Below are 19,788 nucleotides of genomic sequence, written 5' to 3'. Positions count from 1 at the left end.
CCGTCGGCGCCCCGCGCCCCGCGCTCGGCCTCAGGCCTTTGCAGCCGCGGCCTTCTCGGCGTCCGCCTTGCGATCTGCCACCACCTGCTGGACGGCCGGCCGTTCGGCGATGAAGCGTGTGTAGGTCTTCCAGTCGATGCCGGCGGCGACCAGCAGGTCTTCGCCCAGCACGGCCTTGGTGGCCATGCCCACCAACGACAGGCTGGCCCAGGCGGCGCAGTCGGCCAGGGTGTAGCTGTCGCCAGCGATATAGGGCGAGAACTTCGCCAGCTGCTTGAAGGCTGCGATGTTCTTGACCAACTGCTTGCGCACACGCTGCTGATTGGCTTCGCTGCAGCTGCCGCCGAAGAAGGCCTGGCCGTACAGCTCGCGGGCGACCAGTTCCAGGTGCAGCTCGATGAAGGTGCCCAGCTCGCGCACCTTGGCCGCCTGGTAGGGGTCGGCAGGCAGCAGGCGCGGCTCGGGCTGGATGGCTTCCAGGTATTCGCAGATCACCTCGCTCTCGCACAGCGTGCGGCCGTCAGCCAGGCTGATGTAGGGGATCTTGGCCAGCGGCGAGGCGGCCAGAACGGCCGGGTCGTTGGAGAAGGTCTTGACCAGTTCCTCCCGGAAGGGGATGCCCTTTTCGAGCAGGACCACTTTGACCTTGTTGTAGTAGTTGGACAGCGACATGCCGTGCAGCGTGATCATGGGTCTTGTCTCCAGCGGTGAATTGATGGCCTGCAGTATCGCGTGACGAGGGCCAGCGCGGCACCGGTAACGCTGCCGGCCAGATGAGCAAAGGGCGCGGGCGCGAAGCCCCAGGCGGGGTCGACGGGTGGCAGCGCCCCCCAGGGCTGCTCCAGGAGCAGCTTGGCGAGCAGGCCCGCCAACAAGGCGGCGCCTATGAGGCGTTCTCTCCCGCGGCGCTGCAGCAACTCGACGACGACGATGGCGCAGCCGGCATGCAGCCAACCCGAGAGCCCGCCGAAGCTGCTCATCGCTGGACCGGCGAGCAGCGCGACCTGGCCGAGTGGCCAGGCCAGCAGCCAGGCAAATGCGTTGCTGCGATCCATCTGCGCGCGCCATCCCAGCCACGCGAGGACAGCACAGCCCGCCAGATTGGCCAGCAGATGGCGCTCATTCAAATGGACCAGCGTGGCCAGCGGCGAGGCCACGGGTGGCGCCAGCGACAGCGGGAACAAGGCCAGCGCCGCCAGGCCCATCAGCGCGGCCAGCAGTGGCCAGGCGATCAACCGAAGACTGCGCGCCACAGCGCCAGCACCGCTTCGCGCGGCACGGCCAGCCCCTTGTCGGCCAGGGCCGCCTCGTCCACTTGCGTGGGCTGCTCATCCAGCCTGGCCTTGTGCTGCGCCCGGCGCAGCTCGCGATAGGCATCGGCGGCGGCGCTGCCCACGCCGGCGGGCAAGAGGCCGGCGTCCTCCGCGCGCTGCAGGAGGGCGATGGCGCCCTTGTTGTCGAGCAGTTCGGCATGCTGACCCGCTTCGGCCAGCACCAGGTACTGCAGGGCGAACTCGGCGTCCATCATGCCGCCGGGGCTGTGCTTGACGTCGAACAGGCCGGCGCGCACCGGCCGCGCCGAGCGCACCTTCTCGCGCATGGCCTGCACTTCACTTTTCAGCGCCGCATGGTCGCGCGGTGCCGTCAGCACGGCACGGCGCACGCTTTCGAAACGCTCGGCCAAGGCCGGGTCACCGGCGCAGAAGCGGGCGCGGGTGATGGCCTGGTGCTCCCAGGTCCAGGCGGTGTTGCCGCCCCGGCCTTGCTGGTAGTTCTCGAAGCTGCTGACCGAGGTGACCAAGAGGCCCGAATTGCCATTGGGGCGCAGTGCCGTGTCGATATCGAACAGCTCGCCGGCGGAGGTGCGTATGGTCAGCCAGGTGATCAGCTTGCGCACGAAGGCGCCATAGATCTCATGCGCGTTCTCGTCGTCGTCGTCGAACAGGAAGACCACGTCCAGGTCGCCGCCATAGCCCAGTTCCTTGCCACCGAGCTTGCCGTAGGCGATCACCGCGAGGCGCGGCGCCGGGCGGTGCGCCTGCTTCAGGCGGGCCCAGGACCAGTTGATCGCGCATTGCAGGGTGGCGTCGGCCAGGGCCGAGAGTTCATCGGCCACTTCCTCGACCGTGATCTGGCTTTCCACGTCGCGCACCAGGGTGCGGAACACCTCGGCATGGTGTGAGCGGCGCAGCGTGTCGAGCAGCGCTTCCTCGTCGGCCTCGCCGTGGCGGGCCCAGGCAGCATGGCGCTCCTCCAGCTCGGCCACGAAGGCGGCACCGTCGAAGCGCTGATTGAGGAGCCGGTTGTCGGCGAGCTCATCGATCACGCCGGGGTGCAGCATCAGGTAGCGCATCGGCCAGCGCGCCAGGCCCAGCAGCGAGAGCAAACGGGCCTGGACGGCGGGCCGCTCGACCAGCAGGGCCAGATAGCTTTCGCGCCGCAGCAGCGGCTCGATCCAGTCGACGAAGCGGATCGCCGCGTCGAGCGTGCTCTTGCCTTCCTTGACGGCGGCGGCCGCGCGGCCGACCAGCTTGGCCAGGCGCAGCCGCGACTCTTCGCGCAGGTGCTGCACGCGCGGCTGCTTGGCCCAGCGGCGCACGCTTTCCGCCAGCTCGGCCGGCAGCCTTTCCAGGAATTCTTCCGAGTCGACCGGCAGCGGCGGGCCGCCGCAGCTCTTGCAGCCATTGCCGCTGCTGCCGGCTTGCGGCGCCTGGCCGTCGTGCAGCAGCGCATCGAACTCGGTGGCGACCAGCTCGCGCACTTCGCAGAGCCGGTCCAGCAGCTCGCAGGTGTCGGCCCGGCAGGCCAGCTTCAGGCTGCGCGCGATCCAGCCCAGGTCTTCGTCATTGCCGGGCAGCGCATGGGTCTGCTGGTCGTCGAGGTACTGGATGCGGTGCTCGACCTGGCGCAGGAAGCGGTAGCCCTCGGCCAGGCCTTCTGCCGTGGCCGGCTTCATCAGGCCGCGTGCGGCCAGGCTGCGCAGCGCTTTCACGGTGGAGCGGGTGCGGATCTCGGGGAACTGGCCGCCGCGCACGACTTGCAGGAGCTGGACGATGAACTCGATCTCGCGGATGCCGCCACGCGAGAGCTTGACGTCGTTCGCCCGTTCGGGCCGGCCGGCGGCGCGCTTGCTGGCTTCATCGCGGATCTTGCGATGCAGTTGCCGCAGGCCTTCGAAAACGCCGTAGTCCAGGTAGCGGCGATAGACGAACGGCGTCACCAGCTGGCGCAGGTATTGGGCACGCTGCAGGGCGGGCGCATCCAGCGGCGCCACCACACGGCTCTTCAGCCAGGCAAAGCGCTCCCATTCGCGGCCCTGGACCAGGAAATACTCTTCCAGCATCGCCAGGCTCACCGCCGGCGGGCCGGAATTGCCATTGGGCCGCAGGGCCAGGTCGACGCGGAACACCTGGCCGTCCTCGGTCACTTCGCCAATCAGGGCATAGAGCTTGCGCGCCAGCAGGGCGAAATACTCGTGCGCGCTGATCGGCGCGGGCCCATCGGTCTGGCCGTCGTCGTCGTAGACGTAGATCAGGTCGATGTCGGACGAGACATTGAGCTCGCGGCCGCCCAGCTTGCCCATGCCCACGACCCAGAACTCGATCCGCTCGCCGTTGCCATTGCGCGGCACGCCGTTGACCGCGTCCTGCTCGCGGCGGGCCTGCTCCAGCGCCAGGCACAGCGTGGTTTCGGCCAGCGTGGTCATCACCTCGGTGATGTCCTTGACCGGCGCGGCCTGCTCGATGTCCAGCACCGCGAGCCGCTCCAGCACGAGGTGGCGGGCCACGCGCAGGGCCGATGCCAGAGTTCGGCCGCCGACTTGCAGCGTGCTCACCAGCGCTTCAATTTCACTGCGACCCGGCAACCCGGCCGGCAGCAGGGGCAGCTCGGCCGCATAGCGGCGGCGGATGCGCTGCACGAAACGGCTGTGCTCGGCACTGGCCGGCAACATTGCGAAGGGGGAAGCCTCGGTCATTGGATGGTCTGCGCTGTGCTAGATTGGCTGCGCTCCTGGGTGCTCGCGTCAAGGCAACAAGCCAAGCGACAACCCGGCGAAGCCGGAGCAGGTCGCGGCTCCAGGGCGAGCCTTCTTTCATGTCTGTACCAGCAACCGTTTCCGCCGCCGCCAGAAAAGCCGCCTTGCGTCCCTACCGATTGTTGCGGCGGGCGCTGCGCTGGGCCTTGCGTCTGTTGATGCTGGCCTGGGGGCTGGTTCTGCTGAGCTGGTTGCTGCTGCACTGGGCAATTTTGCCGTACATCGACGACTGGCGTCCCGCGATAGAACGCCAAGCCTCGCACATCTTGGGCGTGGATGTGCGCATCGGGCAGATCGAAGTGCGCTCCGGCGGCTGGATTCCGGCGCTGGAATTGCGCGATCTGCGCCTCCTGGACAAGCGCCAGCGCGAGGTCCTGAGGCTGCCCCGTGTGGCTGCGGCGCTGTCAGCGCGCTCGCTGCTTGCCTTCTCGCCTCGCTTCGAACAGCTGCTGGTGGACAGCCCCGAGATGGAGGTGCGCCGCGACCGCCAGGGCCGGATCTTCGTGGCCGGCTTCGACCTGCAACCCGACGAACGAGCTGAAGCCGGCAACGACCTGGCCGACTGGTTCTTCGCCCAGCACGAGTTCGTGATCCTGAAAGGCCGGCTGCGCTGGGTGGACGAAGCGCGCCAGGCCGAAGCGCTGCAATTGACGGACCTGAACCTGGTCGTGCGCAACGGCCTGCGCCGCCATGAGCTGAGGCTGGATGCCACGCCGCCGGCCGAATGGGGCGAGCGCTTCAGCATCCGCGCCCGCTTCAACCAGTCACTCCTGCACCGCGCCGGCAACTTGAAGCACTGGAGCGGCCAGGTCTTTGCCGACCTGCCGCGTGCTGACGTGAGCCAGTTGCGCCGCCATGTCAGCCTGCCTTTCGAGCTGAGTGCCGGCGACGGCGCGCTGCGGGCCTGGATCGATATCCGCAATGGTCAGGCCGAGCGCGCCACCGTGGACATGGGCTTGCGCCAGGTGCAGCTGCGCCTGGCCTCGGACGCGCCCGAACTCGAACTCGCCCGCATCGAAGGCCGGCTGACGATGGCGCGCGGCGGCGACCTCCTCACGCTGTCGGCCGAACAGCTGGGTTTCGTGGCGAACGACGGGCTGAGCTGGCCGCGCTCCGATTGGTCGGTCACGCTGCAACAGCCGGGTGGCCTCGGCCTGACCGTGGACGCCAGCAAGCTCACCGGCGGTGCCTTGACTGCGCAGCGCCTGGACTTCGCGCTGATGGCACAGATCGCCGAGCGCGCGCCCTTGTCGGCCGGCCAGCGTGAATGGCTGGCCGAGCTGGCGCCTGAAGGCGTGATCAGCGAGTTGAGCCTGAGCTGGCAGGGCGAGCTTGCTGCGCCAAGCAGCTACAAGGCGCGCGCGCGCGTCGACGGCCTGAGCCTGCGCAGCCGAGCGGCAGAGACCGGCCTTGGCCGGCCTGGCGTCACAGGCGTCAGCGCCCAGATCGAGGCCAGCGAGAAGGGCGGCGAGGCTGGATTCAAGATGACGGACGGCGAGCTGGACCTGCCGGGCCTGTTCGAAGAACCGATCTTGCCGCTGCAAAAGCTCGCTGGCACCCTGGACTGGCGCATCGAGGCGCAAAAGGATGGCAAGCCGCCCGCGCTTAGGTTCAATCTGGCCAATCTGCAACTGGCGAACGAGGACCTGCGCGGCGAGTTCGACCTGCAGTGGCGCACCGGCAGCGGCGAAGGCGTGGGCAAGGGTGGGCGCTTTCCTGGGCACTTGAAGCTCACCGGCAAGGTCGACCGCGCGCCAGCCACGCGCGTGGCGCGCTACCTGCCGCAGGTGATGGACTCGCACACCCGCCTCTATCTGCGTGACGCGCTGCGCTCGGGCGAGGCCCGCGGGGTCAGCGTCCGGCTCAATGGCGACCTGGCCGAGTTCCCTTTCGACGCGCCCAAGAGTACCGGCCAGTTCCGCATCACGACCGAAGCGCGCGACGTGGAGTTGGCCTATGTGCCCAGCCATCCGGCCACGGCCGAGGCGCCGGCCTACCTGTCGCCCTGGCCGGTCATGGAGCAACTGAATGCCCAGGTCGTGATCGACCGCGGCAGCCTGCAGATCCGCAACGGCAGAACGCGGGTCATGGGCTTCGAGCTCACTGGTGTGAACGGCGGCATCAAGGACCTCATGCATCACAAGCCGGTGCTGGAGCTGGAAGGCGGTGGGCGCGGTTCGGCCGAGGCGCTCCTGGGCTTTCTGCGTGCCAGCCCGGTGGCTGGCTGGACCGGCCACGGCCTGGATGCCGCCACGGCCAGCGGCGTGGCCGGGCTGAAATTGGCGCTGCAACTGCCGCTGGCCGACATCAGCCACAGCACGGTCAAGGGCCAGGTCCTGCTGGGCGGCAACGACCTGAAGCTGCGGCCCGATGTGCCGTTGCTGGCCAATGCGCGGGCCCGTGTCGACTTCGACCAGAAGGGCGTGCAGATCACGAATGGTGCGGCCCGGATGGCCGGTGGCGAAGCCCAGTTCGAAGGCGGCAGCCAGGCTGATGGCAGCCTGCGCTTCTCGGGCTCTGGTGTTGCCACTGCCGAGGGCTTGCGCCGCTCGCCCGAGCTGGGCCTGGCTGCCAAGCTGGCGCCTGCACTGCAGGGCCAGGCCAGCTACAAGCTGCAGCTGGGCCTGGTGCATGGCCATGTGGAGCTCGACCTCGCGAGCTCCCTGCAAGGCCTCGCGGCCGAACTGCCAGCGCCGCTGAAGAAGGAGGCTGATGCGCAACTGCCGCTGCTGCTGCGCATCAGCATGGTCGACAGCAAGCGCGACGAGCTGCGGGTCGAGCTGGGCAACACGCTGCTGCAAGCGCACTACCTGCGCGATGTCAGTGGTGACAGTGCCAAGGTGCTGCGCGGCAGCCTGGCCGTGCAGGACAGCCTGGGCGAGCTGCCCGAGAGCGGGGTGCGTGCCTCGGCCAATCTGGGTGTCGTCAATCTGGACGCCTGGAACCAGGCGGCCCAGCGGCTTTTCAGTCTGCAGCCGGGCGACGCCGGTGGCGACGCGGGCGGCGGCTACATGCCCGGCAGCGTGTCGCTGCGCGCCCAGTCGCTGCAGGTGGCGGGCCGTTCGCTCAACCGGGTGATGGCCGGCGTCTCGCTGGCCAGCGACAAGCAGACCTGGCGGGCCACGCTCGACGCTCACCAGCTCAGCGGCTATGTGGAGCTGCGCCCGGCGCGCGCGCCGCAGCCGGGCACCGTGTTCGCGCGCCTGGCGCGGCTCTCCCTGCCCAAGAGCGAGGTCGACAGCGTCAGCCAGATGCTGGACCAGGCGCCCAGCAGCGTGCCGGCACTGGACATCGTGGTCGATGATTTCGAGCTGCGCGGCAAGAAGCTGGGCCGCCTGGAAGTGCAGGCCCAGCACCAAGGACCGACGCGCGAATGGCGGCTGGACAAGCTGCAGATCCGCCATCCGGACGCGCTGCTCAGCGCCACCGGCACCTGGGCGCTGGTGGCCGGCCAGAGCCAGCGCCGCGCGCAGATGGACTGGAAGCTCGAGGTCAGCGATGCCGGCCAGCTGCTGGAAAAACTCGGCCACGGCAAGCTGCTGCGCGGCGGCAAGGGCCTGCTCGCCGGCCAGATCGGCTGGCTGGGCTCGCCGCTGAGCCCGGACTATCCGAGCATGTCGGGCCAGCTCAAGATGCATCTCGACGAAGGCCAGTTCCTGAAGGCCGAGCCGGGTGTCGGCCGCCTGCTGGGTGTCCTGAGCCTGCAGTCGCTGCCGCGCCGCTTCCTGCTGGACTTCCGTGACGTGTTCCAGGAGGGCTTTGCCTTCGACGGCGTCGAGGGTGATATCGACATCAGCCGCGGCGTGGCGCACAGCAAGAACCTGCGCATGCGCGGCGTGCAGGCGGTGGTCGCGATGGAGGGCGAGGCCGACCTCGCCGCCGAGACGCAGAACCTGCGCGTGCTGGTGCTGCCCGAGGTCAATGCCGGCGGCGCTTCGCTGGCCTATGCGGCCATCAACCCTGCCGTGGGACTGGCCACCTTCCTGGCGCAATTGATACTGCGCCGGCCGATGATGGAAGCCGGCACGCGCGAGTTCCTCGTCTCGGGCAGCTGGGACGATCCCAAGGTCGAGAAGGTGGAGAAGCCCGAAGCCAAGCCTGCCGCACCCGCTGCCAGCCTGCCCGCCTCAGGAGCCTCGAAATAATGAAGATCGCCGCCGTGCAGATGGTGTCCACGCCCGATGTCGAGCGCAATCTGGCGCGGGCACGCCATTGGCTGGAGCAGGCGGCCGCGCAAGGCGCGAAGTTGGCGCTGCTGCCCGAGTACTTCTGCCTGATGGGCCAGCGCGACGACGACAAGTTGCGCATCGCCGAGGCCTATCAAGACCCTGACGCGCCGATCCAGCGCATGCTGTCGGACAGCGCCCGCGAGCTGGGCCTGTGGCTCGTTGGCGGCACGCTGCCGCTGCGCACGGCCGACCCGGCGCGGGTGCGCAACAGCTGCCTCGTCTACGGCCCGCAAGGGCAGCTGGCGGCGCGCTACGACAAGATCCACCTGTTCCGTTTCAAGACCGACACCGAGCAGTACGACGAAGGCCGGGTGCTGGAAGCGGGCGATGAGCCGGTGGCCGTGCAGGCCGGGCCCGTGCGCGTGGGCCTGTCCATCTGCTACGACCTGCGTTTCGCCGAGCTGTACCGGGGCTTGAGCTTCGCGCTCGGCCAGTCGCCCTGCGAGCTGTTCACGGTGCCAGCGGCCTTCACCTACACCACGGGCGAGAAGCATTGGGAGCTGCTCTTGCGGGCGCGAGCGGTCGAAATGCAGGCCTTTGTCCTGGCTTCGGCCCAGGGCGGCCGGCATGAAAATGGCCGGCGCACCTGGGGCCACAGCATGATCGTCGACCCCTGGGGCGAGGTGCTGGACTGTCTGGGCGAGGGTGAAGGCCTGGTGCAGGCCGAGCTGGACCTGGCGCGGCTGGCTGCCGTGCGTCAGCAACTGCCGGCCTTGCAGCACCGCCGGCTCTGAGAGGCAAGGGGTGAGGATGATGATGAAGGCAAGCAGGATCATCGCGGCGGCTGCGCTGGCAATTCTTGTCGGCGGCTGCGGCACTCCGTCCGAACCGCTCTCCATGGGCCTGAGCCCGGCTGACGCCTTGCAGATGCGCGCCTGGGTGCCCGATGGCCTGCGCCTGAACGTGGGCCTCGGCCCTGTCAGCGGTGGCCAGGCCACCAATCGCTGGTGGGGCTCCAAGGTCAGCAGCGCGGCGCTGGAGCAGGCCTTCGAGGATTCTCTGCGCGCCGTGGGCCTGTTTCCCGCGACCCGCGAAGCCGGCCGCTACCGGCTCGACATCAAGCTCACCGACCTGGACCAGCCCCTGGTGTCGCTGGACACCACGGTGCGTCTGGGTGTCAGCTACGCCCTCGTCGAGCGCGCCAGCAAGGCCACGGTCTACGAGCGCACGGTGCGCAATGCGGCCACGGTCGAGCTGGGCGACAAGCTCCTGCCGGTCGAGCGGCTGCGGCTGGCCAATGAGGCGGCCATACGCGACAGCATCAAGCTGGTGCTGCGCGACCTGATGGCCTTGAATCTGGCGTCGGCGGCTGCACGCTGAAAACCATGACCGAACCCCGCATTGAACTGAGCCCGCCCGACATCTCGCGCTGGCGCGAAGGCCGCAGCGGCGTTGATCATGTCCATGTCTTCGACTCGGGCCGGCCGGGCAAGGTCGTGATGATTCAGGCGCTGACGCACGGCAATGAGCTGTGTGGAGCGATTGCGCTGGACTGGCTGCTGGGCCAGCATTCGCCGCAGGAGCTGACCCCGCCCAGCGGCAAGCTGATCCTGAGCTTCGCGAATGTGGCGGCCTATCAGCGATTCGATCCCGCCCATCCGAACGGCTCGCGCTGCGTCGACGAAGACCTGAACCGCGTCTGGGACGATGCGCAGCTGTTCGGCAAGCGAGATTCGCTGGAGCTGCGCCGTGCGCGCCAGTTGCAGCCCTTTGTCGATGCGGCCGACTGGCTGCTGGACATCCATTCGATGCAGGACGCCTGCCGGCCGCTGATGGTGTGCGGCCTGCTCGACAAGGGTGCGGCATTCGCTCGCGAGCTGGGCATGCCGGGTGATCTTCTGATCGACACCGGCCATCCTTCGGGCCTGCGCATGCGCGACCGCGGCGGCTTTGGCGACCCGGCCAGCGACAGGAATGCCTTGCTGATCGAATGCGGCCAGCACTGGGAGGCCCGCTCTGCCGAAGTGGCCATCGACAGCGTCGTGCGCTTCCTGCGGCTCACCGGCGTGGTCGGCGAGGCCTGGGCTACGTCGCGCCTGCGCCTGCCCTTGCCCGAGGTCCAACACCTGGTGCGCGTGGACGAGGCCGTCGTCGCGCTCAGCAGCGACTTCCATTTCCTGTTCCCGGTGCGGGGCCTGGACGTGATCGCGGAGCGCGGCACCGCCTTCGCGCAGGATGGCGCCACGATCTTGCGCACCCGCTACGACAGGACGGTGCTGGTCATGCCTTCCACCCAGCACGGCAGGCCGGGCAATACGATGGTGAGGCTGGGGCGGTTCGAGAGCTGAGGGCCTGGCCTCGGCCCTCACTCACCCCATGAGACAGGCGGTGTGCATGTCACCCGCCCGTGCGGAAGAGCCGTCATAAGGGATGCCCACGTCCGGCAACGCGGCTTCAGCCACGGTCGAACTTGAACACCGCCATGCTGGACCTCAGGTTGGGCAGCGTGCGCACCGTACGTCCACCCTGGATGCCGAAGCTGTCCAGCACGCGCAGCCCGCATTTGCCGGCCAGCACCTCGAAGTCCGCATAGGTGCCCACGCGGATATTGGGCGTGTCGTACCACTGGTAGGGCAGCACCTTGGTCACGGGCATGCGGCCCATCAGCACCTGCAGCCGGTTGGGCCAATGCGCGAAGTTGGGGAAGCTGACGATGCCACTGCGACCCACGCGCGCCGTCTCGCGCAGCATCAGCTCGGTATTGCGCAGATGCTGCAGCGTCTCGAGTTGCAGGACCACGTCGAAGCTCTGGTCCTCGAAGATCGACAGGCCCTCTTCGAGGTTCAGCTGGATCGTGTTGACGCCGCGCTTCACGCACTCCAAGAGGTTGGCGTCATCGAGCTCCACGCCGTAGCCGGTGCAGCCGCGGTGCTTCTGCAGATACGCCAGCAGCTCGCCGGTGCCGCAGCCGAGGTCCAGCACGCGCGAGCCCTTTGGAACCAAGGCGGCGATCTGCTCCATCACTTGCACGGCGCTCATGCCAGCTCTCCAGCGATGCGTTGGAAATAGGCCCGGAGTACCCCGTGATAGCGCGGGTCTTCGAGCAGGAAGGCATCGTGGCCATGCGGCGCGTCGATCTCCGCGTAAGAGACGTCGAGCTTGTTGTCCAGCAGCGCCTTGACTATTTCTCGAGAGCGGGCCGGCGAGAAGCGCCAGTCGGTCGTGAAGCTGGCCAGCAGGTACTTGCAGCGGGCCTGGGCAAAGGTGCGCGAGAGGTCGCCGCCGTGCTCGCGGGCCGGGTCGAAGTAGTCCAGCGCGCGGGTGATCAGGAGATAGGTGTTGGCGTCGAAGTACTCGCTGAACTTGTCGCCCTGGTGGCGCAGATAGCTTTCGATCTGGAACTCGATGTCTTGTGTGGAGTAGCCGAGTTCCGCCGCACGCATCTGGCGTCCGAACTTCTGCTCCATCACGTCGTCGGAGAGGTAGGTGATGTGGCCGATCATGCGTGCCACGCGCAGGCCGCGCTTGGGCACCACGCCGTGGGCATAGAAATGGCCGCCGTGGAAATCGGGGTCGGTGATGATGGCGCGGCGGGCCACTTCGTTGAAGGCGATGTTCTGCGCCGAGAGGCTGGGTGCCGTGGCAATCGCGATGCAATGGCGCATGCGCTCGGGGTAGCGCAGCGACCAGTCCAGGGCCTGCATGCCGCCCAGGGATCCGCCCAGCACGGCGGCGAGTTGGCCGATGCCCAGGCGGTCCAGCAAGCGGGCCTGCGCATCCACCCAGTCCTGCACGGTCACGACAGGGAAGTCCGCGCCATAGACCTGGCCGGTGGCCGGGTTGGAATGCATAGGCCCGGTCGAGCCGAAGCAGGAGCCGAGGTTGTTGATGCCGATGACGAAGAACTGGTTCGTGTCCAGCGGCTTGCCCGGGCCGATCAGGTTGTCCCACCAGCCTTCGCTCTTCTCCTGCCCTTCGTAGACACCGGCCACGTGATGGCTGGCGTTCAAGGCATGGCAGACCAGGATCGCATTGCTGCGCTCGGCATTGAGCTGGCCATAGGTCTCGTAGTGCAGCTCGTACTGCCTCAGCTGTGCACCGCTGCGCAGGGGCAGGGGCTCATCGAACTGCATGCGCTGCGGCTGGACGAAGCCGACGCTTTGCGGGGTCATGGGTTCACGCCTTCCGAAAAAAGAAAAACCGGTGCCGCTGACAAGACGGAACACCGGATGGCGTTCCTGTTTAGCGGAATTTCTATAGCGCCCGCAATCCGGAACAAATCGGCGCTGTGGGCCGCATTGTAGCGGCCCACCCGGCTCAGGGCTGGGCCACGCCCAGTTGCTGCAGCAGGAAGCTGAAGGTGTCGGTCTGCAGCTTGATGGTCTCGTCCAGCGACGAGCCCATGCCATGGCCGCTGGCCGCGCTGGTGCGCAGGAGGATGGGGCGGCCGCTCGGGTCGGCCGCCTGCAGGCGTGCGGTCATCTTGCGCGATTGCGCCGGGTTGACGCGGCCATCGTGGTCGCCGGTGGTGAACAGCACGGCCGGATAGGCGGTGCCGTCCTTGACGCGGTGGAACGGTGAATAGGCATAGAGCGCCTCGAACTGCGCCTTGTCCTTGACCGTGCCGAACTCGGTGACGTTGAAGGCGCCGTTGGGGTCCAGCTCGATGCGCATCATGTCGTAGATGCCCACCGAGGCATGCACGGCGCGGAACAGCTCGGGTCGCTGCGTCAGCGCCGCGCCCATCAAGAGGCCGCCGTTGCTGCCGCCCTGGATCGCGAGCTTGGCCGGCGAGCTGTAGCCGCGTGCGATCACATGCTCGGCCGCGGCGATGAAGTCGTCGAACACGTTCTGCTTCTTCGTCAGGTTGCCGGCCAGGTGCCAGGCCTCGCCGTACTCGCCGCCGCCCCGCAGGTTGGCAATCACGTAGACGCCGCCGCGCTCCAGCCAGAGCTTGCGCGTGACCGAGAAGCCCGGGGTCTGGCTGATGTTGTAGCCGCCATAGCCGTTGAGGATGGTCGGGTTGCTGCCGTCCAGCTTCAGGCCCTTGCGATGGATGATGTTCAGCGGCACCTTGGTGCCGTCCTTGGAGGTGGCGAACTCGCGCTTGACCTCGATGTCGGAGAAGTCCATCGGCGTCGTGCTGGCCATCGCGGTCTTCACCGGTTTGCCCTCACTGCTAAGGCGCCACCAGGCGGCCGGCTCGGTATAGCTCTGCACCAGCGCCAGCACTTCGCCCGGGCCACCGCCCTTCAGGCTGCTGACGCTGCTGATGGGCGGCAGCTCGATGTTCTCGCACGGCCCGGGTCTTCAGGTCGACCACGCTGAGCTTGGAGGGCCCACCCAGCAAGGCCGAAACGAACAGCTTGCCGCCGTTGACTTCCATGTGCTGCAGCACGCCCTCTGTCTGCGGCAGCAGCACCTGCGCGTTCTTCAGCGCCGGTTTGGCCAGGGGAATGCGGAGGATCTTGCCGCGCGGCGCATCCTTGTTCGACAGCAGGTAGAGCCAGCCGTCATTGCCGAACTCGGCCGCCTTGATGTTGTCTTCGTAGGCGGCCAGGCGCTGCCAGGATCCCCTTCCCTTGGCTGAACGCAGGTAGAACGCATGCTCGCCGCCGTCGCCGTTGGCCACCACGGCCAGCTGCTCGCCACTCCTGGCCACGCTCAGCACGGTCGCGCCAATGCGCGGGAACTCCTTGCCGATCACATAGCGATCCGCGCTCAAGGGCTGGCCCAGCCGGTGCTGCCAGACCTCTTGATGAAAATGCAACTCGGCCTCGGCGCGCTCGCCCGGCGCCGGGTAGCGCGTGTAGAAGAGGCTTTTGCCGTCCGGCGCCCAGGCCACCGAGCCGCCGCCGGTGGGGTACTGAACGCGCGGGATCACCACGTCGACCTGCTTGCCGGTGGCGACTTCGATCAGGTGCACCGAGCCATCTTCGCTGCCCTTCTCGGACATCGAGACCGCCACCAGCTTGCCGTCCGGCGAGGGCACATAGAAGTCGATGGCCAGCGAGCCATCGGCGGCGCGCACATTGGGGTCCAGCACGACCTTCTCGCTGGCGAGCGCATCGGGCGAGTCGAGCAACACGAGCAAGGGCTGCTGCTTGGGCGGCTGCATCTTGATGGCAAACCATTTGCCACCGGCCAGGTGCAGGCCGTAGTAGGCGCTGGAGCGCGAGTTCAGGAGGCCGCGGATGCGTTCCTCCAGCGCAGCGCGACCGGGCACCGCGTCCAGCGCTGCGCGGCTCAGCTTGTTCTGCGCCGCCACCCAGGCCTTCACCTCGGGCTTGCTGAAGTCTTCCAGCCAGCGGTAGTCGTCGGTGATCGTGACGCCGTGATAGCTGTCCTGCACCGGCATGCGGGCTGTTGCCGGATAGGGCTGGGCACCAGCGTGTGCGAGGGCCAGAGCGCACAGGGCGCCGGCCAGGATTCGAACCTGCATCTTCTTCATCTCGGAACTCTCTGGTGTATGGCTCAAGGCGCTGCGCAGAGGCAATGCACCACGGCAGCAAAAGGCTTGCGGCCTTCGCTGACTTCGCCCAGCCAGGCCAGGTCTGACTTGACCTGCTGCAAGGGCGCGGGGATGGCAGCCGTGAATCCGAGCTGCTCCCTGACGGCTGCCGAAATCGACGGTGCCAGCGCATCGGCAAACGAGGCCAGGAGCTTGTCGAGCTTGCCCGGTTCGCGCTCGATGTAGATCAGGCGGGGCTCGCCTTCCAGCTTGGCCAGTTGCGCCGCTGCCTTCAAGGCGTCGCCGTAGCTGCCGAGCTGGTCGATCAGGCCGCGCTCCAGTGCCTGCGCGCCGGTCCAGACCCGGCCTTGCGCCACGGCATCGATCTCGTCGACCTTCTTCTTGCGCGCGACGGCGGCCTTGGCGGTGAAGTCGTCGTAGATGTGATTGATGGAAGACTGCACCAGCGATGCAAAGCGCGGGTCCAGCGGACGCATCGGGTCGTAGTTGCGGGCGAGCCAGGTGGTCGTCGTGCCGGCGCTGTGCAGCGAGAGCTTCTCCACGAGCTTGTCGGCGGTGGGCAGCATGCCGAACACGCCGATCGAGCCGGTGATGGTGTTGGCGTCGGCGATCACGCGGTCCGAACTCATCGAGATCCAGTAGCCGCCCGAGGCCGCCACATCGCCCATCGAGATCACCACCGGCTTGCCGGCCTTGCGCGTGATCTCGAGCTCGCGGCGCACGATCTCTGACGCGAAGGCGCTGCCACCGGGCGAGTTGACGCGCAGCACGACGGCCTTGACCTGATCGTTCTCGCGCGCCTGGCGGATCAGCTGCGCGGTCGAATCGCCGCCCACGCGGCCGGCCTGCGTCTCGCCGTCGACGATGGAGCCCTCGGCCACCACCACGCCCACGGCGGCGCCGAAAGGCGCCTGACGCTTCAGGTGCGCGAGGTAGTCGCCGTAGCCGATGCGGCGGAAGGTCGGGCCTTCCTTGGCACCGCGCTCGATCAGCAGGGCGCGCATCTCGTCGCGGGTCTTCAGGCCGTCCACCAGCTTCTGCTTCAGCGCCAGCTGGCCGGTGTCGCCCTTCAGCGCGGCCATCTGCTCGGGCAGCTGTTCGATGTCGCGAGAAATCGCACCCTTCTCCAGCTTGCGGGCCGCCTCGACCTGGTCGGTGTAGCTGGTCCAGAGTGCACCGTAGAGCAGGCTGTCGGCCTCCCTGGACGCGGGGCTGGGCCCATTGGTGAAGTAGTTTTCGGCGGCGCTCTTGTAGGTGCCCACGCGCAGGACATTGGCCGAGACGCCGAGGCGGTCGAATGCGTCCTTGTAATAGGTGCGGTAGCCGCCAAAGCCTTCGATCAGCACATTGCCCATCGGGTGCAGGTAGATCTCGTCGGCCTGTGCGGCCAGCAGGTAGGCGCGCTGGTTGTAGCTGTCGCCGTAGGCATAGATGGGCTTGCCGCTGTCCTTCTTGAAGCGCTGCAGTGCGGCGCTCACCTCATGCAGGCCGGCCATGCCGGCGCCGCTGAAGTCGTCCAGGTCCAGCAGCACGGCGCTGATGTTCGGGTCCTTGGCCGCACCTTGCAGCGCCGCCAGCACGTCGCGCAAGCGGGTCTGCCTGGCCGCCTTCTGGCCTTGCAATTCGGCCAGCGCCTGCGAGCGGGCCGAGCCGGAAAACTGCTCCACCAGCGGGCCACGCAGGCTCAGCACCAGGGTGGTCTTCTCCTGCAGGGGCTTGGGGCCGCTGCGGAAGATCGCGCCAAACAGCGCGATCAGGATCAGCAGCCACAAGAGGTTCAGGAACACGCGGCGCGAGCCGTCGAGCAACCACCAGAACTTGTTCCAGAGCCAGGCGATGGGCGACCAGATTTTCTTCAGCATCATTTGCGGGCTTCCCTAGGATGTCGCGCCGATTGTGCAGCAGGGCATGGCTTGCCCCAGGGCACAGCGCCTGCCGCTGGGCATAGCATGCGGTCCAGAAAGCCCCTCAGGCGAAAGGTGTTCCTCCATGCCCCGTTGGCTGCAAGCTGTCGATCATCACTTTCCGGTCCGCTATGGCACCTGGCTGCTCTGTGCGGTGCTCTTCGGCATCAGCCTGGGCCTGCTGGTCTACAGCCGCTATGGCGTGCCGCTGGTACTGCTGTTCGGTCTGCTGACCTGGGTGGGCTGGCATGACATCCGTCAGACCAAGCGCTCGGTGCTGCGCAACTACCCGGTGATCGGGCATCTGCGCTTCCTGCTCGAGTACATCCGGCCGGAGCTGCGCCAGTACTTCATCGAGAGCGACAGCGAGGCCGCGCCGTTCTCGCGCCAGCAGCGCTCGCTGGTGTACCAGCGCGCCAAGGGCGACCCTGACAAGCGCCCTTTTGGCACCCAGATCGACGTGCACCTGGAAGGCTATGAATGGATCAACCATTCGCTCACGCCGACCCAGCTGCCTTCGCACGACTTCCGCATCACGATTGGCGAGGGCCGCGCCCAGCCCTATTCGGCCAGCATCTTCAATATCTCGGCCATGAGTTTCGGTGCGCTCAGCGCCAACGCGATCCGTGCGCTCAATTCGGGTGCCAAGAAGGGCGGCTTTGCGCATGACACCGGCGAAGGGTCGATCAGCGTGCACCACCGCGCCAATGGCGGCGACCTGATCTGGGAAATCGGCTCCGGCTACTTCGGCTGCCGCAACACCGATGGCACGTTCAACCCCGAGCGTTTCGAGGCCAATGCGCGCGACCCGCAGGTCAAGCTGATCGAATTGAAGCTCAGCCAGGGCGCCAAGCCCGGCCACGGTGGCATGCTGCCCGGCGCCAAGGTCACGCCAGAAATTGCCGAGGCGCGGGGCATTCCGGTCGGTGAAGACTGCATCTCGCCCGCCTCGCACAGTGCCTTCGGCACGCCCGTCGAGCTCCTGCAGTTCCTGGAGCGCCTGAGCGCGCTGTCGGGCGGCAAGCCGGTCGGCTTCAAGCTCTGCATTGGCCACCCCTGGGAATGGTTTGCCATCGCCAAGGCCATGGTCGAGACCGGCATCACGCCGGACTTCATCGTCATCGACGGCGCCGAGGGCGGCACCGGCGCAGCACCGCTGGAGTTCACCGATCATGTCGGCGCGCCGCTGCAGGAGGGCCTGCTGCTGGTTCACAACACGCTGGTCGGCCTGAACCTGCGCCACAAGGTGAAGCTGGGCTGTGCCGGCAAGGTGGTCAGCGCCTTCGACATCGCCCGCATGATGGCGCTCGGCGCCGACTGGTGCAATTCGGCACGCGGCTTCATGTTCTCGCTGGGCTGCATCCAGGCCCAGGCCTGCCATACGGGCCATTGCCCCACCGGCGTGACCACGCAGGACGGCTTGCGCCAGCAGGCGCTGGTGGTGCCCGACAAGGCCCAGCGCGTGTTCAGCTATCACGACCTCACCTTGAAGGCCCTGCAGGAGCTGGTGCAGGCGGCAGGCCTCCTGCATCCGGGCGACATCACGGCGGCCCATATCGTGCACCGTGTCAGCCGGCACGAGGTCAAGCTGCTGGCCAATCTGCTGCCCTTCATCAAGCCGGGCGCGCTCCTGGGCGGTGGCGATTTGCCTGGCAACGTGTTCAAGGTCTACTGGCCGATGGCCAGTGCGCAGAGCTTTGCGCCGCAGGGTGTGGTGGGCGCGACCTACGCCTGAATCGGGCCCGGGCTGCCGGCAGCGATCCCGGGCTTGAGGGGCACCGGTTCACGGGGTTGTCCGCTACCGCCTGCTCGGGACAATCCGCAGCGCTACCCGTTACCGCTGCATGCCCTCCGCCTTCCTGATCCGTCGTACCCACCAATCGCTGATACGCGCCGGCACGGTGCTGGCCGAAGAAGGCCGCTGGCTTCTCTGCGGCCAGACCGAGCAGGTCCGCGAGGCCGCCGGCCAGGTGCGCCTGCATGCGCCCGAGGTGCTCGCCTGCGATCTGCGCCTCGTCGATGGCAACGCCACCCGCTTGCTGCGCGAGCTGCCACCGGCGGGCGAGCGGCGCCCGCTGGTGCTGCTCTTGACGCCGTCGGCCGACGACCTGCTGCTGTTCGAGGCGCTGCGCAGCGGTGGCGACGGCTACTGCGTCGATGCCGGCTCGGGCGCGGCCTTGCCGGCGGGCTTGAGCCAGCTTCATGAAGGGCGGGCAGCGATGTCGCCCATGATCGCGCGCCAGATGATGGCGGCCTTCGGTCTGCCGCGCAGCAGCCTGCAACTGGCCCAGTGCGTGAGCTCAGGGCAAGACCTGACGCCACTGGGTGGCCATCAGCCCTTGAACCTCAGCGACCAGCATCTGCTGAGCCTGGTGGCCAGCGGCCTCCTGAGCGACGAGATCGGTCAGCGTTGGCACCTGAGCACGGCGGATGTGGAGCGGCGCTTCGCCGCGCTGTATCGCCACCTGCATCTGCTGCCGCAATGCGCGGCCCTGCACAGCGCCTGAAGCTGCAGGCGCTCAGGCCTTCCCGCCTGTTCAGGCGGCCGGTGGCGCCGTGTCGATGAAGCTCTGGCGGGCGCTGAGCTTTTCAAAGAGCTTGGCCAGGTTGGGATGGTCGCCGCGCCAGTCAATCGACGGATAGCGCAGATCCAGATAGCCCAGAGCGCAGCCGACGGAGATGTCGGCCAGCGAGAAATGATTGCCGGAGCACCAGGCCTTTTCTCCGAGGCCCTGGCCCATGGCGCGCAAGGCACCGTAGACCTTGCCCATCTGGCGCTCGGTCCAGGCGGCGCTGCGCTGCTCCTGCGAGCGGCCGCTCCAGGTCTGCTCCAGGCGCGAGAGGATGGAGGCGTCCAGCAGGCCGTCTGCCAGTGCCTCCCAGGTGCGCACCTCGGTGCGCTCGCGGCCGCGTTCCGGGATCAGCTTGCCCACCGGCGACAGCGTGTCCACGTACTCGACGATGACGCGCGAATCGAACACCGCGCCGGTGATCGAATCCTGGCCTTCCATCACCAGGCAGGGCACCTTGCCCAGCGGGTTGACCTTCAGGATGGCGTCATTGCCCCACACGTCTTCCAGCACCAGCTGGTAGTCGAGCTTCTTCTCCGCCATCACGATGCGGACCTTGCGGACGTAGGGGCTGGTAAGGGATCCGATGAGCTTCATGTCTTGTGCTGCAGGAGCGTGTGCTCCCTCTAGTGCGGCG

The 19,788-nt window shown here is 67.7% G+C and carries 15 protein-coding genes and 1 riboswitch; of the genes, 6 read left to right on the top strand and 9 right to left on the bottom strand.

Annotated features, from left to right (window positions below; genetic code table 11):
* Nucleotides 1-30: 30 nt before the first annotated feature.
* From ABT392_RS17990 to glnE, 3 genes are read right to left on the bottom strand one after another with little or no spacing between them, the layout of a single operon-like run.
* Nucleotides 31-690, bottom strand: a complete 660-nt coding sequence (locus ABT392_RS17990) for a glutathione S-transferase family protein (protein WP_334279486.1) — start codon at nt 688-690, stop codon at nt 31-33.
* Complete coding sequence (gene rrtA / locus ABT392_RS17985) at nt 687-1,235, bottom strand: rhombosortase (protein WP_395385032.1); 549 nt, start codon at nt 1,233-1,235, stop codon at nt 687-689. The genes ABT392_RS17990 and rrtA overlap by 4 nt, the downstream gene beginning before the upstream one ends.
* Nucleotides 1,232-3,976, bottom strand: a complete 2,745-nt coding sequence (gene glnE, locus ABT392_RS17980; RefSeq protein WP_395385033.1) for a bifunctional [glutamate--ammonia ligase]-adenylyl-L-tyrosine phosphorylase/[glutamate--ammonia-ligase] adenylyltransferase — start codon at nt 3,974-3,976, stop codon at nt 1,232-1,234. Before glnE ends, rrtA begins: the two co-directional genes overlap by 4 nt.
* A gap of 164 nt (nt 3,977-4,140) precedes the next feature.
* On the opposite strand from glnE, the gene ABT392_RS17975 reads away from it, so the two are divergent.
* The 4 genes from ABT392_RS17975 to ABT392_RS17960 are packed head-to-tail and all read left to right on the top strand — an operon-like array spanning nt 4,141 to nt 10,553.
* Entirely contained in the window at nt 4,141-8,181 is a 4,041-nt protein-coding gene (locus ABT392_RS17975) for a YhdP family protein (RefSeq protein ID WP_395385034.1), read from the top strand.
* Complete coding sequence (locus tag ABT392_RS17970) at nt 8,181-8,999, top strand: carbon-nitrogen hydrolase family protein (protein WP_334279482.1); 819 nt, start codon at nt 8,181-8,183, stop codon at nt 8,997-8,999. Before ABT392_RS17975 ends, ABT392_RS17970 begins: the two co-directional genes overlap by 1 nt.
* Nucleotides 9,000-9,021: 22 nt before the next feature.
* Nucleotides 9,022-9,585 (top strand): hypothetical protein, encoded by a 564-nt coding sequence (locus tag ABT392_RS17965; protein ID WP_334279481.1) that lies wholly within the window; start codon nt 9,022-9,024, stop codon nt 9,583-9,585.
* 5 nt (nt 9,586-9,590) lie between these two features.
* A complete protein-coding gene (locus ABT392_RS17960; RefSeq protein WP_395385035.1) occupies nt 9,591-10,553 on the top strand; it encodes a M14 family metallopeptidase in 963 nt (320 codons plus the stop codon).
* Between the two features lie 106 nt (nt 10,554-10,659).
* Here the strand turns inward: ABT392_RS17960 and metW are convergent, their stop codons facing one another.
* From metW to sppA, 5 genes are all read right to left on the bottom strand, one after another.
* Nucleotides 10,660-11,244, bottom strand: a complete 585-nt coding sequence (gene metW / locus ABT392_RS17955; RefSeq protein ID WP_395385036.1) for a methionine biosynthesis protein MetW — start codon at nt 11,242-11,244, stop codon at nt 10,660-10,662.
* Entirely contained in the window at nt 11,241-12,377 is a 1,137-nt protein-coding gene (metX, locus tag ABT392_RS17950) for a homoserine O-succinyltransferase MetX (protein WP_395385037.1), read from the bottom strand. The genes metW and metX overlap by 4 nt, the downstream gene beginning before the upstream one ends.
* 49 nt (nt 12,378-12,426) lie before the next feature.
* A riboswitch (SAM riboswitch) is annotated at nt 12,427-12,502 on the bottom strand.
* Between the two features lie 20 nt (nt 12,503-12,522).
* Nucleotides 12,523-13,356, bottom strand: a complete 834-nt coding sequence (locus tag ABT392_RS17945) for a prolyl oligopeptidase family serine peptidase (protein ID WP_464970836.1) — start codon at nt 13,354-13,356, stop codon at nt 12,523-12,525.
* 28 nt (nt 13,357-13,384) lie between these two features.
* Entirely contained in the window at nt 13,385-14,656 is a 1,272-nt protein-coding gene (locus ABT392_RS17940) for a prolyl oligopeptidase family protein (RefSeq protein WP_464970835.1), read from the bottom strand.
* 23 nt (nt 14,657-14,679) lie between these two features.
* Nucleotides 14,680-16,542 carry a signal peptide peptidase SppA gene (gene sppA, locus ABT392_RS17935; protein ID WP_334279476.1) on the bottom strand — a complete coding sequence of 621 codons (1,863 nt, stop codon included), beginning with the start codon at nt 16,540-16,542 and terminating at the stop codon, nt 14,680-14,682.
* Nucleotides 16,543-16,666: 124 nt separating this feature from the next.
* On the opposite strand from sppA, the gene ABT392_RS17930 reads away from it, so the two are divergent.
* Together ABT392_RS17930 and ABT392_RS17925 are read left to right on the top strand one after the other, a co-directional pair.
* The gene (locus ABT392_RS17930) at nt 16,667-18,316 is read left to right on the top strand and encodes an FMN-binding glutamate synthase family protein (protein WP_334279475.1); all 1,650 of its coding nucleotides are present in this window, start codon (nt 16,667-16,669) and stop codon (nt 18,314-18,316) included.
* Between the two features lie 109 nt (nt 18,317-18,425).
* Nucleotides 18,426-19,088: a response regulator gene (locus ABT392_RS17925; protein WP_395385040.1), complete on the top strand. Its 663-nt coding sequence runs from the start codon at nt 18,426-18,428 to the stop codon at nt 19,086-19,088.
* Between the two features lie 30 nt (nt 19,089-19,118).
* Here ABT392_RS17925 and ABT392_RS17920 read toward each other — a convergent pair whose 3' ends face one another.
* Nucleotides 19,119-19,748 (bottom strand): glutathione S-transferase family protein, encoded by a 630-nt coding sequence (locus ABT392_RS17920; protein ID WP_395385041.1) that lies wholly within the window; start codon nt 19,746-19,748, stop codon nt 19,119-19,121.
* Nucleotides 19,749-19,788: the final 40 nt, after the last annotated feature.

Origin of the sequence: Paucibacter sp. JuS9 (genome assembly GCF_044043925.2) — a bacterium.
In the GTDB taxonomy this organism is placed as follows: domain Bacteria; phylum Pseudomonadota; class Gammaproteobacteria; order Burkholderiales; family Burkholderiaceae_C; genus JAUASW01.
The sequence above is the reverse complement of the archived record's forward strand: the minus strand, read 5'-3'. Positions and strand labels throughout refer to the sequence as shown.